Source organism: Bordetella bronchiseptica (genome assembly GCF_900636925.1).
In the GTDB taxonomy this organism is placed as follows: domain Bacteria; phylum Pseudomonadota; class Gammaproteobacteria; order Burkholderiales; family Burkholderiaceae_B; genus Bordetella; species Bordetella pertussis.
In genome coordinates, this window is the sequence record NZ_LR134326.1 from 3,348,549 (window position 1) to 3,369,485 (window position 20,937).

The window sequence follows — 20,937 nt, forward strand, 5'->3', positions numbered from 1 at the left end:
AAGCGTCGATGGTGTACGGCAGTGTGCCTGTCCCGGCGGGGACAGGCACACCCTGTATGTCGGGACAGGCACCTGTTGCCGGCGCCAGGCAGCGCTCACACCGTCAGGTAGGCGCGGCGCACTTCCTCGTTGTCGGCCAGTTCGGCCATCGACCCGCTGTAGCGGATCTGGCCCTTCTCCAGCACATAGACGCGATCGGAAACCAGTTCGGCGAAATGCACGTTCTGCTCCGACAGCAGGATGCTGGCGCCCTGCGCCTTCAGCGCCAGGATCATGCCGGCCATCTGCTCGACGATGACGGGCGCCACCCCCTCGGAGGGCTCGTCCAGCAACACCAGGAAAGGGTTGCCCATCAGCGTGCGGGCCACCGTCAGCATCTGCTGCTCGCCGCCGCTCATCTGCCCGCCCGGACGGTCCTGCATGGCGCCCAGGTTGGGAAACAGCTCATACAGCGCGCCCGGCTGCCAGTTCGGCGCGGCGCTGCCGTCCGGCCAGCGCCGCGCCGGCTGGCGGCCCACCTCCAGGTTCTCGGTGACCGTGAGGTCGGTGAACACGCGCCGGTCCTCGGGCACGAAACCCAGGCCCAGCCGCGCGATCTCGAACGGCTGCAGGCCGGCGATATCGCGGCCCATGAACTCCACCGCGCCGCGCCGCTTGGCCAGCAGGCCCATGACGGCCTTGAACGTGGTGGACTTGCCCGCGCCGTTGCGCCCCATCAGCGCCACCACTTCGCCGCGCCGCACCTCCAGGTCCACGTCGAACAGGATATGGGCGGCGCCATACCAGGCATTCAGCCCCGCCACGCGCAGCAGCGCGGGCGCCTGCGTGGCGGCGGCGGCGCGGGTAGGCTCGGCGACTGTGCTCATGCTGCGGCTCCGGCGGAATGTTTCTCGAAGGTCTTGCCGGTGCCGAAATACACTTCCTGCACCTTGGGATGGTTGCGGATCTCCTGCGCGCGCCCCTCGGCGATGAGGCGGCCGCGCGCCAGCACGATCATGCGGTCCGCGTACGCGAACACCACGTCCATGCTGTGCTCGGTGAACAGCACCGCCATGCCCCGATCGACCACCAGCCGCTTGGTCAGGGCCATCAGCGCATTGCGCTCCTGCGGCGCCATGCCGGCGGTGGGCTCGTCCATCAGCAGCAGCTTGGGATCATTGGCCAGCCCCATGGCCAGCTCGACCCGCTTGACGTCGCCATAGGCCAGCTCGCTGCAGGGCCGCTCGGCCTGGTCGCGCATGCCCACCTGTTCGAGCAGCGCCAGCGCCGGCTCGCGGTACTGGCGCGCCGCCAGCGAGCCGAACGAAAAGATGCGCCGATGGTGCGACAGCAGCGCCATCTGCACGTTCTCGACCACCGTCAGCGACGCGAAGGTCGCCGCGATCTGGAAGGTGCGGCCCACGCCCAGTCGCCAGATGTCGCGCGGCCGCATGCCCACCAGTTCGTGGCCGTCCAGCCTGACCGAGCCCGTGGTGGCCGGCAGCTGCCCGCCCACCATGTTGAAGGTGGTGGACTTGCCCGCGCCGTTGGGGCCGATCAATGCCAGCAGTTCGCCGGCCGCCAGATCGAAGCTGATGTCATCGACGGCCCGCACGCCGCCGAACGCCTTGCTGAGATTCCTGACCTGCAACAGACTCATGCCTGCTTCTCCCGCGGTCCGCCGATGAAGGCGCCGCCCTTGCGCGGCGGCCGGTCCTTGCCGGCGCGCGCGCTCCACCATTGCCCCGCCTGCCGGCAGAATCCCGCGATCCCTTGCGGGAACACCAGCACCAGCAGGAGGATGACGCCGCCGAACAGCGCGCGCCAGTACTCGGTGGCGCGCATGATGTAATCCTGCAGCACGTTGAACGCCGTCGCGCCCACCACCGGGCCGATCAGGGTCTGGATGCCGCCCAGCAGCACCATCACCAGGCCGTCGACCGACTTGCTCACCGCCATGGTGTCGGGCGAAATGCTGCCCTTGGAAAACGCATACAGCGCTCCGGCCAGCCCGCCGAACGCGCCGGCCACCACGAAAGCCGCCCACTGCACCCGCTTGACGTCGATGCCGATGGCGTCGGCGCGCAGGCTGGAATCGCGCCCGGCGCGCATTGCGTAGCCGAATGGCGAGAACAGCACGCGCCGCAGGCCCAGCACGGCGGCCGCGACCACCGCCAGCGCCAGATAGTAGTAGGCGGTGCCGGACAGCCACTCGGCCGGCCAGACGCCGATCATGCCGTTGGAGCCGCCGGTGAAGTCGTCCCACTGGAACACCACCGACCAGACGATCTGCGAGAACGCCAGGGTCAGCATGGCCAGATAGACGCCCGACAGGCGCACGCAGAACCAGCCGAAGATCAGCGCGCCCAGGGCGGCCACCAGCGGCGCGAAGGCCAGCGCGGCCTCCATGGGCAGCGAGGCGGCCTTCAGCAGCAAGGCCGCGCCGTACGCGCCCAGCCCGAAGTACGCCGCGTGGCCGAACGAATGCATGCCGCCCGGCCCCATCATGAAATGCAGGCTGACGGCGAACAGCGCGGCGATCAGGATGTCCTGCGTCAGCACCACCGCGTACGGCAGCCACTGCGCCAGCAGCGGCAGCGTCGCCAGGGCGGCCAGCAGGACGCCCCACAGGATGCGCAGGCGCGGCGCGGCCGGCCGCAGCGGCGCCTCGATGGGCGCCGAGTTGCGGCTGGCGCCCTGCGGGCGTCCGAACAGGCCCCAGGGGCGGAACACCAGCACCAGCGCCATGAAGGCGAACTCCACCACCAGCGTCAGCTTGGAGAACGACACGCTGAAGCCCAGCAGGGTCACGGTGCCCAGGCCGATGCACAGCGCCTTGATTTCGGCGATGATGAGCGCGGCCACATAGGCGCCCGGGATCGACCCCATGCCGCCCACCACCACGATGACGAACGCGTCGCCGATGGTGCGCAGGTCCAGGCTCAGGCTGGCTGGCTCGCGCGGCAATTGCAGCGCGCCGCCCAGCCCGGCCAGCATGGCGCCCAGCGCGAACACGCCGGTGAACAGCCAGGCCTGGTTCACGCCCAGCGCGCCGAGCATCTCGCGGTCCTGCGTGGCCGCGCGCACCAGGGTGCCCCAGCGCGTGCGCGTCAGCAGCAGCCAGAGCAGCCCCAGCACCACCGGCCCGATCACGATCAGCACCAGGTTGTAGACCGGGTACTGGCGGCCCAGCAGGTCGACCGCGCCGGTCAGCCCCGGCGCGCGCCGCCCCAGCAGGTCTTCGGCGCCCCAGATCCACAGCGCGGCATCGTTGATGACCAGCACCAGGGCGAAGGTCGCCAGCAGCTGGAACAGCTCCGGCGCGCGATAGATGCGGCGCAACAGCACGACCTCGATAGCCGCGCCCACCACGCCGACGGCCAGCGACGCGGCCACCAGGCCGAACCAGAAGCCCAGCGCGGTGCCGCCCACGCGCTCGACGATCGAATACGCCACGTACACGCCCAGCATGTAGAGCGAGCCGTGCGCGAAATTGACGATGCGCGTCACGCCGAAAATCAGCGAAAGCCCCGCCGCCACCAGGAACAGCGACGATGCCTCGGCCAGCCCGTTGAGCAGCTGGGCCAGAAAACCTGTCAGATCCATAACCGCGATACCTCTAGGAAATCACGCATCGCCGCGGCGATGCATCCCGCCCGCGACGGCGCGCCCGCGACACGGACGCGCCGCGCGTGGATCAATCGGCCTTGCGCAGCTTGCGCACTTCCTCGTCCGAAGGCTGGGCGGCGGCGCCGTCGACATAACGGAAATCGACCATCACGCCCTTGCCGTCCCTGGACGCCAGCTTGCCCACGTAGGCCCCCATGGTGGACTGGTTGTCCAGCGTGCGGTATTCGATCGGACCGAACGGGATGGTCAGCTTCAGGCCCGCGAACGCCTTGATCATGGACTCGGTGTCGGTCTTGCCGCCGGCGCGCTTGATGCCCTCGGCCAGCGATTTGATGGCGCTGTAGCCCACCACCGAACCCAGGCGCGGATAGTCCTTGAACTTGGCCTGGTAGGCCTTCAGGAAGGCCTGGTGCTCGGGGGTTTCGATGAACTGCCACGGATAGCCGGTGACGATCCAGCCGGCCGGCGTCTCGTCGCGGAAGGTATCGAGATACTCCGGCTCGCCGGTCAGCACGCTGACCACCGGCCGCTCCTTGAACAGGCCGCGCGTGGTGCCCTCGCGCACGAACTTGGTCACGTCGGCGGCGAACAGCACGTTGAAGATCGCGTCGGGCTTGGAGTCGGCCAGCGCCTGCACCACGCTGCCGGCATCGACCTTGCCCAGCGGCGCGGCCTGTTCCGAGACGAATTCGATGTCGGGCTGGCCGGCCTTCATCAGGGTCTTGAAGGTCGCCACGGCCGATTGGCCGTATTCGTAGTTCGGATAGACGATAGCCCAGCGCTTTTTCTTCAGCTTCAGCGCCTCGGGCACCAGCATGGCCACCTGCATGTAGGTCGAGGTGCGCAGGCGGTAGGTATAGCGGTTGCCGTCCTGCCAGACGATCTTGTCGGTCAGCGGCTCGCTGGCCAGGAAGAACACCTTCTTCTGCTTGGCGAAGTCGGTCAGCGCCAGGCCGATGTGCGACAGGAACGAGCCGGTCAGCATGTCCACGCGCTCGCGCGAGATCAGCTCCTCGGCGGCGCGCACCGCCTCGCCCGGGTTGGCGTTGTCATCGCGGATGACCAGCTCCAGCTTCTTGCCCGCGATGCCGCCCGCGTCGTTGACCTCGTCCAGCGCCAGTTGCATGCCCTTCTTGTAGGGTTCGAGAAACGCGGGCTGCGACTTGTAGCTGTTGATCTCGCCGATCTTGATGGTGTCCTGTGCCCAGGCCGATGCGCCCAGCAGCGTCAGGCAGGTTGCGCCCAGCAATCGGGCGTAGCGGTTGCGACCGTTCATGATTTTCCCCTTGAGTTGACGACGGTATCACTGCGTGTGGACGCGGCTAGCCTGCAAGCCTGGACGCGCGGGATATGATAAAGCGTACACACTTGAATTCTGCATGTAAACACCGGACCGGCACCCTATAACCACATCACGATAAAGGCTATTCGGATTTCTACGGGAATACCCGAATATTCACACAAAATCATTGAATTACAAATCAATAAAATCCAGGGACAACGCCTTTTCCTGCTTGTGGCGACGCCTCGACAGATTGACGGCCAAGCCGAAAATTAGAGCGTTGACACTTTAATTTGCCTAGTATTTTCCCTAGGAATCGGACTGCCGTCCGACAAGATCGTCGGCGTCGCTCATCTTGCGCAACAGGTAGACGATGGCCACCCGCTCGGCGGGATTGAGCCCGCCGAAGGTGCTTTGCGTGATCTGCTCGGCAAACGGCACCATTTCCTCGACCAGCGCACGCCCGTCGGGCGTGAGCGTCACCAGCACCTTGCGGCGGTCGGCCGGGTCGTGCGAGACGGCCAGCAGCTTGCGCGCCTTCAGGCGCTCGATGACCCCGCGCACGGTGGCCTGGTCGATGGCCGTCGCCTTGACCACGTCGACCAGCGAGCACGCGCCCTGGTCGCGCAACGCGCACAGCACCACGAACTGCGCCGCGGTCAGCTTGGAATCGGGAATGGTCTGCTGGAAGATCGCCACGTGGCGCTGGTAGGCGCGCCGCAACAAATGGCCGACCTGTTCGGAAAAATGATAAGGACCGGGCGGCACATCGAGTTTGTCCTGGGATGCGGGCATAGGCTCCTGCGGCGCGCCGCCGCCCCGCGCCCCACTCGCCGGCAAGGCACGCCACGGCAGTCCGCCTTCACCTCGAAAAGTCAAAGTGGCTGCGAAAAGTACGGCAAGTGTAAGGGCATACGGCCGGCCCTCAAACCCGTGGCAGGGCAAGCGCCGCAAGCGCGCGCGCCGCCCAAAGCAAAAAGCCGCCATGCACAAGGCATGGCGGCTTTTCATATTGGCGCGCCCGGCAGGATTCGAACCCACGACCCCTTGGTTCGTAGCCAAGTACTCTATCCAACTGAGCTACGGGCGCTGTAAAGAGGCGAAATTATACCGCGTTTTTTCAAACTGTCCAGCCGGCTTTTCAAACCGCCCGGCGGCGGGTGCGGCGATACAGGACCAGGCTGTCGCCCCAGCCGATCAGGGCCATCAACCCGGCGGCCCAGTTCAGCAGGTAGGCATGCCCGGCCATGGCATGCAGCAACGGCGCGTCGGAGACCCGCGCCGCTTCCGGCACCACGCCGTGGCCCACCAGCAACACCAGCAGGGCCGCCAGCGTCCAGGTGGCCGCAGGGCCCCACCATTTGGCCGCGCTTCTCATAGATTTGCTCATTACACAATACGTCAGTGGATTTTTTTACAGCATACAAAAGATTGCCCTCATCCAAAAGTGCCATCTGAAGGATGGTGCAGGGGCGGTACGCCAAATGGCGCCCTATTCAAACCGTGGCGTCATTTCTAAGATGGCCTCCACCCCATCAATCGGCCACGTCCCGCGCGGATCTGGCGTTTTCGTAGAACGCTGTCCTATGAACAACGATCAAACCAGGCGTACCCGGCCCGCATCCGTGCGTGGCCTGCGGCGGACTCGGCTGCTGGTGGCGGGGCTGGCGTTCGTGGGCGCGGCAGCGGCCGCCGCCCCGTCGGTGCGGGACCAGGTGCAGGAGGCCAGCCGCAGCGGCGCGGCCAATCTGGCGCTGGACCTGGCCACCGAACACCGGGCGCTGTTCACGCCGCTGGAATATGCGCAGTTGCAGCATGCCGCGATCGCCCAGCGCCTGCGCTGGTCGCGCGCCGAAACCTGGAACCTGACCGGACCCGAGCGTTTCGCGACGCTGGACGCGGCGCTGGCCGATGGCTGGCAACTGCTCGACAGCCTGCCGCTGGCGCCCGAGTATGGGTCGCTGCGCACGGCGGTGATCAGCGACATGATCTACGGCCTGGGCCTGCGCGGCCGCTACGCGGACGCCATCAAGCTGTACGAGGGGCTGCGCGCCACCAACACGCCGGTGCATCCCTACGTGCTGGTTTCGGCCGGCAACGCCTACGCATACGAGGAACGCTACGACGAGGCGATCGCCTGCTACGAAGAGGCGCTGGCCAAGGCCGGCCCGGGCGACATCGACCGCGTCCCGACCCAGGAGTCGCTGTTCTTCGCCTACATGGACCGCGGCCGCTACGAGGATGCCGAGCAGCTCTTGCAGCGCATCGAGAAAACCTCGCCGCAATACGTGGAGAACGCGCCGGTCGCCGAACGGCCCAATGAAGACTACGCCACGGCGCAGCGCCTGCGCGCGCAGTACCTGATGTATTCCGGCGAGACCGAGGCCGGCACGCTGGCCATCGACGCCCTGCAGCACGATGCGCCGTTCAGCTCGGGCCTGCGCAACGCGGCGGCCAGCGCCCGGCTGGGCGACGCCCGCCCGCGCGAGGCCAAGGCGGCGTTCACCACCGCGCTGGCCGAGCGGCCGGATGATATCCAGGCCATGACCGGCCTGGCGCGCGCCTCGATGGCGCTGCGCGAATATCCCGAAGCCGAGGCCATCGTCACCACGCTGTCCGAGCGCTTTCCCGAAAGCAGCAGCGTGCGCAATCTCCAGCGCGACTACGAGGTGTACCAGTCGCCGCTGCTGACCATGGATTTCGGCGGAGACATCGGCCACGGCGGCGACAACAGCAGCAACGACAACTCCACCATCGCCAACCGCGAGTGGTCGCTCAACACCATGCTGTACACCAGCCCGATCTCGCACAACTACCGCCTGTTCTTCCACCAGTTCACCGGCTATGCGGACCTGGGCGACGGCCACAAGTCGCGGGTGCGCAACGGCGCCGGCCTGGAGTACCGCCGCGGCAGCATCGAGGCCTCGACCGAGCTGCACCAGTCCACCGGCCCGTCGGGCCGGTTCGGCGCCTCGGCCAATGTGGCCTGGCTGCCGTCGGACGGCTGGCGCCTGGCCGCCAACTTCGACAGCGACAGCAACGACCTGCCCTGGAAAGCGTACCGCGCCGGCATCCATGGCTGGAGCAGCGGCGTATCGGCGCGCTACCAGCCGACCGAGCGCACCTATTACGACGTGGCCTACCAGCTGCAGCGCTACAGCGACTCGAACACCCGCCAGACCATCGGCGCCACCTGGTTCCAGAACCTGTGGACCGTGCCGCGCCACAGCGTCAGCACCTGGACCAGCGTGGCGTACTCGAACAACAGCAAGACCGACACCGAATACTTCAGCCCCGACCACGACCTGACCGCGCAGGTCACCGCCATGTACGAATGGCGCCCGTGGCGCGACGGCCAGTACGCGTTCCGCCAGCGCGTCTACGCCACCGGCGGGGTCTACAACCAGGCCGAACATGGCAACAGCGCCCTGTGGCAGCTGCGCCTGGAACAGGTCTGGGACCTGCCGCGCCAGACCAGCATCACCTATGGCGTGGGCTACGGCCGCCACAGCTATGACGGCGACCCGGAGAACCGCACCTTGTTCTATCTGACCCTGAACATTCCCTTCTGAGCACCATGACCGCCATGCATCGGACCCTGCTGAAATGGTTTGCCTGCTGCGCGCTGGGCCTGCTGATGCTGCCCGCGCGCGCTTACAAGGTGGACATGCTCCCGCCCCCCGATCCCGACGACGGCCTGACATTCCGGGTGCTGTGCATGCACGACGTGCGCGACAACCTGCGCGCCTCGTTTGCCGACATGCCCGATCAGTTCGCCATCGAGACGCGCACGCTGACCGATCTGTTCGAGTGGATACGCGTGAAGGGATTCAACCCCATCAGCATGCAACAGATCATCGATTCGCGCGCCGGCGTGCGCCCGCTGCCGCCGCGCCCCATCCTGCTGACCTTCGACGACGGCTACGCCAGCACCTACACCAAGGTGTTTCCCTTGCTGAAGAAATTCAACTATCCCGCGGTGGTCGCCGTCGTCACCAGCTGGACCGACGCGCCGGCCGGCACCAAGATCCGCCTCAGCCCCAAGATCGAAGTGCCGCACGACTTCTTCATGACCTGGGCGCAGTTGCGCGAAATGGCGCAGTCCGGCCTGGTCGAGCTGGCCTCCCACTCGCACAACCTGCACCGCGGCGTGCTGGCCAACCCGCAGGGCAACGAACAGCCCGCGGCGTCCTCGCGCCAGTACCTGCCGGCCAGCGGGCGCTACGAGAACGACGCCGAATACCGCGCCCGCGTGCGCCAGGACCTCAAGACCAGCGCCGACCTGATCCGCGAACACACCGGCGTGACCATCCGCTCCATCGTCTGGCCCTACGGCGCGCACAATCGCGACACCGACCAGGTGGCCGCCGAGGTGGGCCTGAACATCGGCCTGACGCTGCAGCCCGGCCCCAACACCCCCGACGTCGCGCTGACGCAGATCCGCCGCAGCCTGGTGGACTACGAGGTCAACGTCGCCACGGTCGCCCGCGCCATGCGCGAGCCGGTCAGCTACCACGGCCAGGTCCGCCCGATCGAGCGCATCGTGCAGGTCGACCTGGACTACATCTACGACCCCGACCCCGAACAGCAGAACCGCAACCTCGGCCAGCTGATCGACCGCATGAAGGACCTGGCGCCCAGCGCCGTCTACCTGCAGGCCTTCGCCGATCCCAAGGGCGACGGCGACATTACCGAGGTGTACTTCCCCAACCGCCACCTGCCGATGCGCGCCGATCTGTTCAACCGCGTGGCCTGGCAGCTGAAGACCCGCGCCGGCGTGATGGTGTACGCCTGGCTGCCCGTGCTGACCTTCTCGGTGCCGCCCGGCAACCCGGCCTATGGCAAGGTGGTGCAGTCGACGACCCGCAAGCCCGGCGAGCGCGGCCTGGGCAGTCCGACCCGGCTCAGCCCTTTCCATCCCGACGCCCACCGCGTCATCAGCGAGATCTACGAAGACCTGGCCAAGGCGGCCCACTTCGACGGCCTGCTGTTCCACGACGACGCCGTGCTCGACGACACCGAGGACAGCAGCCCCGAGGCGCTGGCCACCTACCAGGGCTGGGGCCTGCCGCCCGATATCGCGGCGATACGCGCCGACCCCAAGCTGGCCCAGCAATGGTCCAAGGGCAAGATCCGCTACCTGATCGACTTCACGATGCACCTACGCCATATCGTGTCCGGCTACCAGAACGACCGCGACATGGTAGTGGCGCGCAATCTCTACGCCCAGCCGGTGCTCGATCCCGTGTCGGAGGCCTGGTACGGCCAGAGCCTGCCTGAATTCCTCAAGAGCTACGATTTCGTGGCGCTGATGGCCATGCCCAACATGGAGGGCGCCGCGCGGCCCGAGCAATGGATGCGCCAGCTGGTGGCCGCCGTGGCGCGCCAGAAGGGCCTGGACCGCACCATCTTCGAGCTGCAGGCGCGCGACTGGCGCGTGGGCAAGCCGATCGACACCGAGATACTGCGCAGGCAGATGGTGCAATTGCGCAGCCTGGGCGCCATCAACTATGGCTACTACCCGGACGATTTCATCGCCAACCACCCTGACGCCGAAGCGCTGCGCGACGTGATGTCGCTGAAGTCGACGCTGGAAAAGCGCCGCCTGACCAAGGCCCAGGAACTATCGCGCCAGACCACGCTGTACGGCAGTGCGTCGCAGGCCGAGCCGACGCAGAGGTAGCCCATGAACGACTCCGTCAAGAGCGTGCTGTCCAGTTTCGTTTTCTATTACCCGTTCTTCATGTCGTATTTCTGGATCGTGGGCGGGCTGCTGCATTTCTTCCTGTTCGAGCAGGGACGCAAGCACCGCGCCACGCTGCTGCCGCGGGTGCCGCGCGTGGCCATCGTGGTGCCCTGCTACAACGAGGGCGAGAACGTGGCCGAGGTGATCGCGCACCTGGACCGCATGCACTATCCGAACTATCGCATCATCGCCGTCAACGACGGCAGCCGCGACAATACCGGCGCGCTGCTCAACGAGCTGGCCGAGCAGTATCCGCGCCTGCTGGTGGTGCACCAGAGCCGCAACGAGGGCAAGGCCATCGGCCTGAACACGGCCGCGCAGCTCAGCGACGCCGAGTTCCTGCTGTGCATCGACGGGGACTCGCTGCCCCACCCCGACTCGATCACCTACATGCTGACGCATTTCCTGCACGCCGGGCACGTCGGCGCGGTCACCGGCAACCCGCGCATCCGCAACCGCTCGACGGTGCTGGGCCGCATGCAGGTGGGCGAATTCTCGTCCATCGTGGGGCTGATCAAGCGCACCCAGCAGCTCTACGGCAAGCTGATGACCGTCTCCGGCGTCATGACCATGTTCCGCAAGCAGGCGCTGCACCAGGTCGGCTACTGGAGCCCCGACATGCAGACCGAGGACATCGATATCAGCTGGAAGCTGCAGCTGGCCGGCTGGACCCTGCGCTACGAACCGCGCGCGCTGACCTGGATCCTGATGCCCGAGACGTTCCGCGGGCTGTTCAAGCAGCGCTACCGCTGGGCGCGCGGCGGCATCGAGACCGCGCTGAAGTACGCCCCGCGCATGCTCAACCCGCGCCAGATCCTGATGTGGCCGATCTTCCTGGAGTTCAGCCTGAGCGTGCTATGGGCCTACGCCATGCTGTTCCTGATCTGCATGGCCGTGCTGGGCCAGTTCGTGGCGCTGCCGCCCGCCTGGCAGTTCGAGATATTCCCGCGCTGGCACGGCACGCTGCTGTTCCTGACCTGCCTGGCGCAGCTGTTCGCCGGCTGCATCGTCGACCGCGCCTACGATTACCGCATCTTCCGCTACTTCGCCGATGCCGTCTGGTATCCGATCGCGTTCTGGATCATCGGCATGATCACCACCGTCTTCGCGCTGCCGCGCGTCCTGTTTCGCCGAGCCCAAAGCCGGGCGCGGTGGGTAAGCCCCGACCGAGGAATCAAACATGAAAGCGTTGATCATTGATATAAGCGCGTCGCCGCTGCGCGAGTATGTGCACCAGCACGGGGTGGCCGATGGCTTGCTGTACGGCTGCTGGTACCGCATCGTGCGACCCTTGCTGGTCATCCTGACCTGGGTCGCGTTCAGCCTGTACATCCATCACTCGCTGGTCACGGTGGGCGGCACCGCCGCGCAGATCGCCGAGCTGCTGGTCTATATCACGGTGGTCGCGACCATGGCGGCGGCGCTCACGGCCTGGATGATCGTCTGCCGCTTCCATGGCTGGATCCGCGCGCGCGACAACGAAGAGGTCGGCGTGGGGCTGGACCCGGAATACGCGCTGCCGCCGCGCTGGCCGCTGCCGGAAGGCGCCAACCGGCTGCTGGTCGACCATGACGAAGCCGGCGCCATCGTGCAGGTCAGCGCCTGGTACGTGCCGGCGGCGATCGAGCCGGTCGTGGCCGCCGCCATGGCGCCCGTGGTGGCGCCCGCGGTCATGCCGGATGCGGCGCCGCTATCGGAGCCGGCGCCGCTCGCCGTCGCGCTGCCCGACGAAGCGGACGAACCGGCCGCCTGGAGCGGGCCGCCCATGCAGCGGCAACCCGACGGACGCATCGAGCCCTCGCTGCACGACGGCCGCGCCTTGACCCTGTGAGCGCTCAGGCGAGCGCGGGGTAGTCCGTATAGCCGCGCTCGCCGCCGCCATAGAACGTATCGCGGTCGCCCTCGTTCAGCGCAGCGCCCTGGCGCAAGCGCGCCACCAGGTCGGGGTTGGCGATGAACGGCTTGCCGAACGCCACCAGGTCGGCCTGCCCGCTGGACAGTTTCTGTTCGGCCAGGCTGGCGTCGTAGCCGTTGTTCACCATCCAGGCGCCGGCGCCGCCGGCGGCGCGGTAGGCCGCCTTGAGCGCCGCGTAGTCGAACGGGGCCGGCCCCTGCTGGTAGGCGCGGTCGCCGCCGGTCGCCCCCTCGATCACGTGCACGTACGCCAGGCCGCGCCGCGCCAGCTCGCGCAGCACGTATTCGAACAAGGGCTGCGGCTGGTCGTCGTGCGCATCGTTGGCCGGCGTGACCGGCGAGAGCCGGATGCCGACGCGATCGGCGCCGACCTCGGCGCAGACCGCATCGAGCGCCTGCAGCAGCAGCCGCGCCCGGTTCTCGATCGAGCCGCCGTACGCGTCGTCGCGATGGTTGCTGCCCGAGCGCAGGAACTGGTCCAGCAGGTAGCCATTGGCGGCATGCAGCTCGACCCCGTCGAAACCATGGTCGATCGCGGCCCGCGCGGCGCGCCGGTAATCCTCCACGATGCCCGGCAGCTCGTCCAGCGCCAGCGCGCGGGGCTCCGAGGTATCGGCGAACTGCCCCTTGCCCTGCGCATCGACCAGGTACGTGCGGGCCTGGGCGCGGATCGCCGAGGGCGCGACCGGCGCGCCCTGTCCCGGCTGCAGGGTGGTGTGCGAAATGCGCCCCACATGCCACAGCTGCACCACGATCGTGCCGCCGGCCGCGTGCACCGCGTCCGTCACGCGCCGCCAGCCGGCCAGCTGTTCGGGCGCGTACAGCCCCGGCACGTCCGCGTAGCCCTGGCCCTGGTGGGAAATGGCGGTGGCTTCGGTGATGATCAGGCCGGCGCTGGCGCGCTGCGCGTAGTAGGTGGCCGTCAGGGGCGGCGGCACGGCATTGGGCGAACGGTTGCGCGTCAACGGCGCCATCACGATGCGGTTGGCGAGCCGCAATTTGCCGGCGTTCAGCGGTTGGAACAACGTGGACATGGATTACCTCTCGGATAAGCGGACGAATGGAGCGGACGGCTTTACAGCTCGGCCTGCATGGTCTGGAGGAACTCGGCGATGCAGGCCTCATTGCGCTGGTAGAACACCCATTGGCCGACCCGGCGGCTCTGGATGAGACCGGCGCGCTGCAGGATGGCCAGATGCGTGGACACGGTGGATTGCGACAGGCCGCAGCGCTCGAACTGGCCGGCGCACACGCCCAGCTCCAGCGGGTGCTCCTGCTGCGGAAAATGCCGCTGCGGCTCCTTGAGCCAGGCCAGGATATTGCGCCGCGCCGGATGCGCCAGCGCCTTGAGAATGTCTTCGGTATTGATGGCCATGCGAGTGCCTCTTCATGAACCCGCATCATATATCGAAAAATCTAGATATACAGATATATCGATATAACAGCAGGGTTTTACGCCGGCGCGACGCAGCCGGGGCGGCCCGCGCCGCCCGCGTGCGCTTAGCGCACAGATTGCCGATGTACGGGCAGGATCGGCGCACCGCTCCTACGATGGCCACTCCCGCAACCGAACGAGACTGCCATGACCCGACCCAGCGACATCAAGCCCCGCGAAGGGGACACGCCAGGCACCCCCTATGCCGCCTTCGTCGAAGGCGCCGCGCTGGGCCCCGTGTCCTTCGACATCACCCCGGCCATCGTCCAGGAGTATTTCGAGGCGTCCCAGGCCGACCCCGCCCTGTACCGGGTGGACGGCCGCCAGGCCGCCGCGCCCAACGTCATCCTGCCTTACATGACCGTGCCGGTGTACCAGACCTACCCGCCGATCCAGGGCATCGTGATGGCCGAACTGGAAATGTCCTGGCACCGCCCGATCTGGGCCGACGAAACCACGCGCGTGACCGCCACCGGCACGATCCTGCGCAAGTTCGAGAAGCGCGGCCGCCGCTATGTGCAATGGGAAGGCCGTTTCCGCGGCGCGGACGGCCAGCCCATCGCCACCTTGCTCAACACCTTCCACGTCCCGGAGTAAGCCCGCATGCAACGCACACTCGACATCACCCAGGCCATGATCGACGGCTACGGCCGCATCAACGGCGACAACGACATCATCCACTACGACCACGACTACGCGGTGCAGCGCGGCTTTCGCGGCACCCTGCTGCACGGCCCGCACATGACCGCGCTGGCCGCCGACCTGGGCGCGCGCCGCTATGCGAGCGACTGGCTGTACCGCGGCAAGCTGCACACGAAATGGATCGGCCCGGTCTGCCCCGGCGACACTTTCGTCGCCACGCTGAACGAACAGGGCGAGATCGAGGCCGTGTCCGGCGGCAAGACCGTGATGGTCGGCAGCGCCTCGCTGGCCGACTGAAGGAGAGGCGCCCGTGCAACCGCCCTCTCATGCGCCCCGGCAGCTCGCGGCCGCCGACCTCGCCGTCGGCCAGGTCGTCGCGCAACGGGAAATCCGCCTGGACGCCCAGGCCTTTGCGCAATTCGCCGCGCTCACGGGCGACGCCCATCCGATTCACTACGATGCCGGCTACGCGCAACGCCAGGGGCTGCGCGCGCCGATCGCGCACGGCCTGCTGCTGGTGGCCATCAGCGCGCTCGGCGCCACGCCGCTGTCGGCGCAGTTGCACGACGCCATGGTCGCGATGGTGGGCGTCGAGGCCGTGTTCATGCGTCCGGTGTACGTGGACGAAACGGTGCAGTGCGTCTACCGGGTCGCGCAGATCGAGCACGTCGCCAAGGGCCGCTCGAAGACCACGATAGCAGTCTCCATCCACACGACGGACGCCCCTCCCGACGCGGCGCGCCAGGCGCACTGCGTGGTCCACCTGACGTTCCTGTTGAAAACCCACCTCCAGGGGTAACCCATGCATTCCAGTCTGCAGGCCGTGCTGCCGCCCGGCGCCAATCCGAACTCGACCTTCTCGCCCGCGGTCCGGGCGGGCGGATTCCTCTATATCTCGGGCATGACGGCGCTCAACGAACAGCGCGAGATCGTCGGCGTGGGCGATATCGCCGCGCAGGCACGCTACATCTACCAGAAGATCGCCGCCGTCCTCGCCCAGGCCGGCGGGAACCTGAGCCAGGTCGTCGAAACCGTCGACTACGTCACGACCTTCGACGGCTACGGCCAGACCGCCGACGTGCGCCGCGAAGTCTTCGGCGCGGGTCCGTTTCCGGCCGCCACCGGCGTGCTGGTCAGCGGCCTGGTGCGTCCGGCGGCGCTGATCGAGATCCGCGCCGTCGCCTATCTGGGCTGATGTCGCGCCGCAGGTCCCGCGGCATGTCCGCCTGTCATACCGAAGCAGTTCAACAAAGGAGAAACACCATGAAGTGGATAGCCTCCATGGCGCTGGCGTTGTGCGCCGGCGGCGCGTTTGCCGCCGATTACCCGACTCGCCCCATCACGCTGATCGTTCCGTATGGCCCGGGCGGCACCAACGATATCCTGGCGCGCGCCATCGCCAACAAGATATCGCCCACGCTGGGCCAGACGGTCGTGGTCAACAACCGTCCGGGCGCCGGCGGCAACATCGGCGCCCAGCAGGTCGCCACCGCCGAACCCGACGGCTATACCCTGCTGCTGGCCTCCTCCGGGGTCTTCGCGGTCAACAAGTGGCTCTACCGCAGCCTGCGCTACGACCCCGCCCAGGCCTTCGCGCCGGTCATCCTGGCCGGCAGCGTGCCCAATGTGCTGATCGTCGACACGGAAGTCCCCGCCAAGACCCTGCCGGAACTGGTCAAGTACGCCAAGTCCGCGCAGCCCAGCCTGAACTACGCGTCGATGGGCACGGGCACCAGCGGACACCTGTGCGCCGAGCTGTTCAAGGCGCAAGCCGGCATCGAGGCCGAACATATCGCCTATCCGGGCAGCGCCGCCGCGCTGACCGCCCTGCTGGGGCACCAGGTGCAGCTGATGTGCGACAACCTGCCCACGGCCTTGCCGCAGATCAAGGCCGGCCGGGCCCGCGCCCTGGCCGTCAGCAGCGCCGAGCGGGCGCCCCTGCTGCCCGATACGCCGACCGTGGCCGAATCCGGCTTCCCCGGCTTCGACGCCACCGCCTGGTTCGGCATCGCCGCGCCGGCCGGCACGCCCGCGCCCATCGTCGAACGCCTGAACAAGGAAATCAACGCCGCCCTGCAGGCGCCGGATGTCGCGCGCATTCTCGGCGAGCAGGGCGTCAGCTTCCGCCCGAACACGCCGGCGCAGTTCAGCCAGTTCATCAGCGCCGAGTCCGCCAAATGGCGCGACGTGATCGAGCGCACGGGTTCGAGGGCCGACTGAATGAGCACACTCGCGGACAATGCCCCCCGCATGGCCGGCGCCGGCGACTGGATCGACGCCGCGCTGGCGCCGCGCTCGGTCGCCATCGTGGGCGCCTCCGACAACCCCGAGAAAATCGGCGGCCGGCCGATCAAGTACATGCTGCAGCACGGCTACCAGGGCCGCATCCTGCCGATCAACCCCGGCCGCGACCGGGTCCAGGGCATCGCCGCCTGGCACAGCCTGGACGCGGTGGACGTCCCGATCGACATGCTGCTCGTCTGCGTGGCCGGCGAGGCCGCGGTGCAGGCCGTGCGGGACGGCGCGCGGCTGGGCGTGCGCGTATGCGTCGTCATCTCGTCCGGGTTCGCGGAAACCGGCGAACCCGGACGGCAGGCGCAGGAGCACATGAAGGCGGCCGCCGCGGCGGCCGGCATGCGCCTGCTGGGGCCGAACACCCAGGGCCTGGCCAATTTCAGCAACGGCGCCCTGGCGACCTTCGCCACCCTGCTGGGCGAGGTTGCGCCCGCCGACGGGCCGGTGGCCGTCATCAGCCAGAGCGGCGCGATGAGCATGGTCCCGTACGCGCACCTGCGCGCCGAAGGCATCGGCGTGCGCTACTCGGTCGCCACCGGCAACGAATGCGACCTCAACGTCGCGGACTTCACCGAGGCGGTGCTGCGCGACCCCGAAGTCAAGCTGATCCTGCTCTACATGGAAAGCCTGCCCGCGCCCGCCACCCTGGCGCGCGCGGCCGCGCTGGCGCGTTCGCGCCAGGTGCCCGTGCTGGCCCTGAAGGCCGGCGTTTCGCCGCAAGGCCTGCAGGCCGCGCAATCGCACACCGGTGCCATCGCCACCGAGGACAAGGCGCTGGACGCGTGGTTCGGCCAGCACGGCATCCTGCGCGTGGCCGACGCGCGCAGCCTGGTCATGGGCGCGCAATTGCTGCTGCGCTGCGGCCATCTGCCCGGCAACCGCCTGGCCATCCTCAGCAACTCGGGCGCGGCCTGCGTCACCGGCGCCGATGCCGCCGAGCGGCATGGACTGCAGGTCCCGCCCCTGCCGGCCGAGACGCGCGCCCGGATCGACGCCGTGCTGCCCGGCTTCGCCAGCAGCCTGAACCCCATCGACCTCACGGCGGCCCTGCTGAGCAACAACCACCTGTTCGGCCAGGTGCTGCCCATCCTGGCCTCGGCGCGCGCCTGCGACGCGCTGTTCATCACCCTGCCCATGTCCGGCAAGGGATACGACACGGATCAATTCGCCCGCGACGCGGCCGCCTTCACCGCCGAGACGGGCCTGCCGGTGGTGGTCAGCTGCCCGCTGGCCGCCAGCCGCCGGATTTTCGCGCAGGCCGGCCTGGCCACCTTCGAGCACGACGAAGACGCGCTGGCCGCCCTGGGCCAGCTGGCGCGCCTGTCCGGCCTGCGCGAAACCGCGCTGCGGCTGGCGCGGCCAGCGCCGCACGCGCCCGCCGCGCCGGTGCCGCGCACGGCGGGCCTGCTGTCCGAGGCCGACAGCCTGGAACAGATCGAAGCCATCGGCATCCGTACCGCGCCGTGGCGCCTGTGCCTGGACGCCGACAGCATGGGCTCGGCGCTCGGCAGCCTGCCCGGCCCCTGGGCGGTCAAGGCCTGCTCGGCGCAGATTCCGCACAAATCGGAATACGGGCTGGTACACCTGGGCATCGCCGACGAACAGCGCGCGCGGGCGCTGTTTCCCGTGTTGCGGCAGGAAGTGCTGGGCATGGGCAAATCGTTCGACGGCGTGATCGTCGCGTCCATGGTCAAGCCCCGGCGCGAATTCATGATCGGGGCGCGCTGGGACAGCCAGTTTGGCTGTATCGTCATCGTTGGCGACGGCGGCAAGTATGTCGAGGCCATGCCCGATGTCGCCACGCTGGTGTATCCGTTCGACCAGGCCCATGCCGAGCAATGCCTGCGCAAGCTGCGCGTGGCCGCGCTCTTTGACGGCGTGCGCGGCGAGAATCCGCTGCCCGTGCAGGAGCTCGCCCATGCCGCCACCCGCCTGGGAGCCTGGCTGCATGCGCAACAGGGCGCCGTGGCCTCGGTAGACATCAACCCACTCATCGCCGGCCCGGATGGCAGGCTGTATGCCGCCGACGCGCTGGTCGAGATCTAGGCGACGCCATGGCTGAATCCAGGCAGGAAGACTATTTCATCAATGGCCTGGCCAAGGGGCTGGCCATTATCCAGGCGTTCAACAACGAGGCGCGCGCCCTGACCCTGGCCGAGGCGGCCTATCGCACCGGGCTGAGCCGGGCCGCCGCCCGGCGCGTGCTGCTGACCCTGGTCGAGCTGGGCTTCGCGGCGCGCTGCGGCGATCGCCACTTCGCGCTCACGCCGCGCGTACTGTCGCTGGGCTATGCCTACCTGTCGTCCATGCCACTGTGGCGCTTCGCCGAACCCGTGCTGGAAGCGCTGGTGGAAGAACTGCGCCAGACCTGCAGCATCGCCGCGCTGGACGGCACCGAGCTGGTCTACGTCGCCCGCATCCCGCTGCACCGCACCCTCAACCAGGGCCTGTCGATCGGCTCGCGCATTCCCCTGTATTGCCATTCGGCCGGGCGGGTCCTGCTGTCCGGCTTCACCCCGGAACAATTGGAGAGCTATCTGCAGACCGCCGAACTGCGGCCGCTGACCGCCCGCACGGTGACCGAGCGCACCGCCCTGCGCGACATCATCCAGGAGGTCCGGCGGCGCGGCTATGCATGGAGCTGCGGCGAGGTCGAGGACCATACCACCGGACTGTCCGTGCCGATCTTCCAGCACGGCCGCCTGATCGCCGCGCTGAACGTCAGCCGCATGCACTCGGCCGACGACGAAAGCCTGTGGTGCGGCAGCTACCTGCAATCGCTGCGCCGCGCCGCGGGCCGCCTGACCGCGGCGCTGTCGGTGGACCACAACCCGCGCATCGTCCGCATGGAGCGCAGCCCGGACTGCCCCGCCACCCTTCCCGCCACCGGCGGGGAACCCTGTCTGCCCGCCAAGCCATGAACCTGCTCTCGCCCATCGACATCGCCGGCATCGCGCTGCGCAACCGCATCGCCGTCGCCCCCATGTCGCGCACGCAAGCCGACGCGCATGGCCATCCCGCCGCCGAAACGGCCGCCTACTATGCCCGTTACGCGCGCCATGGCGCCGGACTGGTCATCACCGAAGCGCTGTACACCGCCGGCCCCGCCGCGCGTGCCTACTTCAACCAGCCCGGGCTGGCCAGCGAGGCGCAGGCCGAGCATTGGCGCGCCACGGTGCGCGCCGTCCACCAGGAAGGCGGCCGCGTCATCGCCCAGTTGCAGCATGCCGGCAAGCTGGCCGAGCCGGGCCTGCACGCCCGCCCGCTGGGCCCGGTCGACGGCGCGGCGCAGGGCCTGTCGTGGCAGACCCAACAGCCCAATGCGCCCGCCCACGCCGCCACCGCCGAAGAGATCGAGCGCATCATCGAGGGCTTCGCGCTGTCGGCGCGCCTGGCGCACTACGCCGGATTCGACGGCGTGGAAATCCACGGCGCCCGCGGCTACCTGGTCAACGATTTCCTCAGCGCCTACAACGTGCGCGACGACGAATGGGGCGCCGACCGCGCCCGCATCGCCGAGGCCGTGCTGCGCGCGGTGCGGCAATCCTGCCCGCTGCCCATCGGATTCAATTACTCCATCTACAAGATGGACGAATACCGCTACCAGCCGCCCGGCGGCGGCGCCGAGATCGCGGCGCTGCTGGCCCGCCTGTGCCAGGCTGGCGCCGACATCCTGCACATCAGCAGCCGCCGCGTCCTCAAGCCCGAACCGTGGGGCGGACTGCTGGCGCAGCTGGCGCGCGCGGCCGCTCCGAAAGCGCTGATGGTCAACGGCGGCCTGGCCACGCTGCAGGATTGCGAAACCGCGCTCGCGGCCACCCAGGCGGACCTGGTCTCGCTGGCCCGCCCGTTCCTGGCCAACCCCGACTGGCTGGCGCGCAGCCTGGCGGGCGAACCCCTGCGCGCCTACGAACCCGGCATGGAACAGCGCCCCTTGCTCGATTGAAGCGGGCGGCTGGCCCACCGCCAGGCGCGAGGTGCCTGTCCCCACACGGAAAGCGACACCTGCGGCAG

General features: G+C 68.3%; 20 protein-coding genes and 1 tRNA gene. 12 read left to right on the forward strand and 9 right to left on the reverse strand.

What is annotated here, in order from left to right:
- Positions 1 to 95: 95 nt before the first annotated feature.
- The 7 genes from EL288_RS15515 to EL288_RS15545 form a co-directional block, all read right to left on the reverse strand.
- Positions 96 to 866, reverse strand: coding sequence for an ABC transporter ATP-binding protein (locus EL288_RS15515; protein ID WP_003810083.1), 771 nt, complete (start codon positions 864 to 866; stop codon positions 96 to 98).
- Positions 863 to 1,639 carry an ABC transporter ATP-binding protein gene (locus EL288_RS15520; RefSeq protein WP_003810082.1) on the reverse strand — a complete coding sequence of 259 codons (777 nt, stop codon included), beginning with the start codon at positions 1,637 to 1,639 and terminating at the stop codon, positions 863 to 865. Before EL288_RS15520 ends, EL288_RS15515 begins: the two co-directional genes overlap by 4 nt.
- On the reverse strand, positions 1,636 to 3,585 hold the full coding sequence (locus EL288_RS15525) for an ABC transporter permease (protein ID WP_003810078.1): 1,950 nt from the start codon (positions 3,583 to 3,585) through the stop codon (positions 1,636 to 1,638). The genes EL288_RS15520 and EL288_RS15525 overlap by 4 nt, the downstream gene beginning before the upstream one ends.
- Before the next feature lie 91 nt (positions 3,586 to 3,676).
- Positions 3,677 to 4,885: an ABC transporter substrate-binding protein gene (locus tag EL288_RS15530; protein ID WP_003810076.1), complete on the reverse strand. Its 1,209-nt coding sequence runs from the start codon at positions 4,883 to 4,885 to the stop codon at positions 3,677 to 3,679.
- 315 nt (positions 4,886 to 5,200) lie between these two features.
- Positions 5,201 to 5,686, reverse strand: a complete 486-nt coding sequence (gene bpsR, locus EL288_RS15535) for a MarR family transcriptional regulator BpsR (RefSeq protein ID WP_010926293.1) — start codon at positions 5,684 to 5,686, stop codon at positions 5,201 to 5,203.
- Between the two features lie 218 nt (positions 5,687 to 5,904).
- Positions 5,905 to 5,981 (reverse strand) — tRNA-Arg (locus tag EL288_RS15540).
- Between the two features lie 51 nt (positions 5,982 to 6,032).
- Positions 6,033 to 6,269 carry a hypothetical protein gene (locus tag EL288_RS15545; RefSeq protein WP_003810072.1) on the reverse strand — a complete coding sequence of 79 codons (237 nt, stop codon included), beginning with the start codon at positions 6,267 to 6,269 and terminating at the stop codon, positions 6,033 to 6,035.
- Between the two features lie 208 nt (positions 6,270 to 6,477).
- Between EL288_RS15545 and pgaA the strand changes: the two genes are divergently transcribed.
- The 4 genes from pgaA to EL288_RS15565 are packed head-to-tail and all read left to right on the forward strand — an operon-like array spanning position 6,478 to position 12,468.
- Complete coding sequence (pgaA, locus tag EL288_RS15550; protein WP_003810070.1) at positions 6,478 to 8,463, forward strand: poly-beta-1,6 N-acetyl-D-glucosamine export porin PgaA; 1,986 nt, start codon at positions 6,478 to 6,480, stop codon at positions 8,461 to 8,463.
- 5 nt (positions 8,464 to 8,468) lie between these two features.
- The gene (gene pgaB / locus EL288_RS15555; protein WP_003810068.1) at positions 8,469 to 10,574 is read left to right on the forward strand and encodes a poly-beta-1,6-N-acetyl-D-glucosamine N-deacetylase PgaB; all 2,106 of its coding nucleotides are present in this window, start codon (positions 8,469 to 8,471) and stop codon (positions 10,572 to 10,574) included.
- 3 nt (positions 10,575 to 10,577) lie between these two features.
- Positions 10,578 to 11,837 carry a poly-beta-1,6-N-acetyl-D-glucosamine synthase gene (gene pgaC, locus EL288_RS15560; protein WP_003820153.1) on the forward strand — a complete coding sequence of 420 codons (1,260 nt, stop codon included), beginning with the start codon at positions 10,578 to 10,580 and terminating at the stop codon, positions 11,835 to 11,837.
- Positions 11,818 to 12,468, forward strand: a complete 651-nt coding sequence (locus EL288_RS15565) for a hypothetical protein (RefSeq protein ID WP_003810065.1) — start codon at positions 11,818 to 11,820, stop codon at positions 12,466 to 12,468. Before pgaC ends, EL288_RS15565 begins: the two co-directional genes overlap by 20 nt.
- 4 nt (positions 12,469 to 12,472) lie before the next feature.
- On the opposite strand, the gene EL288_RS15570 is transcribed toward EL288_RS15565, so the two are convergent.
- Positions 12,473 to 13,585: an alkene reductase gene (locus EL288_RS15570; RefSeq protein WP_003810063.1), complete on the reverse strand. Its 1,113-nt coding sequence runs from the start codon at positions 13,583 to 13,585 to the stop codon at positions 12,473 to 12,475.
- 41 nt (positions 13,586 to 13,626) lie between these two features.
- Complete coding sequence (locus EL288_RS15575; protein ID WP_003810059.1) at positions 13,627 to 13,926, reverse strand: ArsR/SmtB family transcription factor; 300 nt, start codon at positions 13,924 to 13,926, stop codon at positions 13,627 to 13,629.
- A 207-nt stretch (positions 13,927 to 14,133) separates the two neighbouring features.
- Here EL288_RS15575 and EL288_RS15580 point away from each other — a divergent pair, with 207 nt between their 5' ends.
- From EL288_RS15580 to EL288_RS15615, 8 genes are read left to right on the forward strand one after another with little or no spacing between them, the layout of a single operon-like run.
- Positions 14,134 to 14,583 carry a PaaI family thioesterase gene (locus EL288_RS15580; RefSeq protein WP_003810057.1) on the forward strand — a complete coding sequence of 150 codons (450 nt, stop codon included), beginning with the start codon at positions 14,134 to 14,136 and terminating at the stop codon, positions 14,581 to 14,583.
- Positions 14,584 to 14,589: 6 nt separating this feature from the next.
- Entirely contained in the window at positions 14,590 to 14,925 is a 336-nt protein-coding gene (locus tag EL288_RS15585) for a MaoC family dehydratase (protein WP_003810055.1), read from the forward strand.
- Positions 14,926 to 14,938: 13 nt separating this feature from the next.
- Positions 14,939 to 15,427 (forward strand): MaoC family dehydratase, encoded by a 489-nt coding sequence (locus tag EL288_RS15590; protein WP_003810053.1) that lies wholly within the window; start codon positions 14,939 to 14,941, stop codon positions 15,425 to 15,427.
- Between the two features lie 3 nt (positions 15,428 to 15,430).
- Positions 15,431 to 15,823, forward strand: a complete 393-nt coding sequence (locus EL288_RS15595; RefSeq protein WP_003810051.1) for a RidA family protein — start codon at positions 15,431 to 15,433, stop codon at positions 15,821 to 15,823.
- Positions 15,823 to 16,848 carry a Bug family tripartite tricarboxylate transporter substrate binding protein gene (locus tag EL288_RS15600; RefSeq protein WP_003810050.1) on the forward strand — a complete coding sequence of 342 codons (1,026 nt, stop codon included), beginning with the start codon at positions 15,823 to 15,825 and terminating at the stop codon, positions 16,846 to 16,848. The genes EL288_RS15595 and EL288_RS15600 overlap by 1 nt, the downstream gene beginning before the upstream one ends.
- Entirely contained in the window at positions 16,849 to 18,969 is a 2,121-nt protein-coding gene (locus tag EL288_RS15605; protein ID WP_050486127.1) for an acetate--CoA ligase family protein, read from the forward strand. It begins immediately after the preceding gene.
- Between the two features lie 8 nt (positions 18,970 to 18,977).
- Entirely contained in the window at positions 18,978 to 19,844 is an 867-nt protein-coding gene (locus tag EL288_RS15610) for an IclR family transcriptional regulator domain-containing protein (RefSeq protein WP_003810047.1), read from the forward strand.
- Entirely contained in the window at positions 19,841 to 20,869 is a 1,029-nt protein-coding gene (locus tag EL288_RS15615; RefSeq protein ID WP_003810045.1) for an NADH:flavin oxidoreductase, read from the forward strand. Before EL288_RS15610 ends, EL288_RS15615 begins: the two co-directional genes overlap by 4 nt.
- The last annotated feature ends 68 nt before the right edge of the window (positions 20,870 to 20,937 follow it).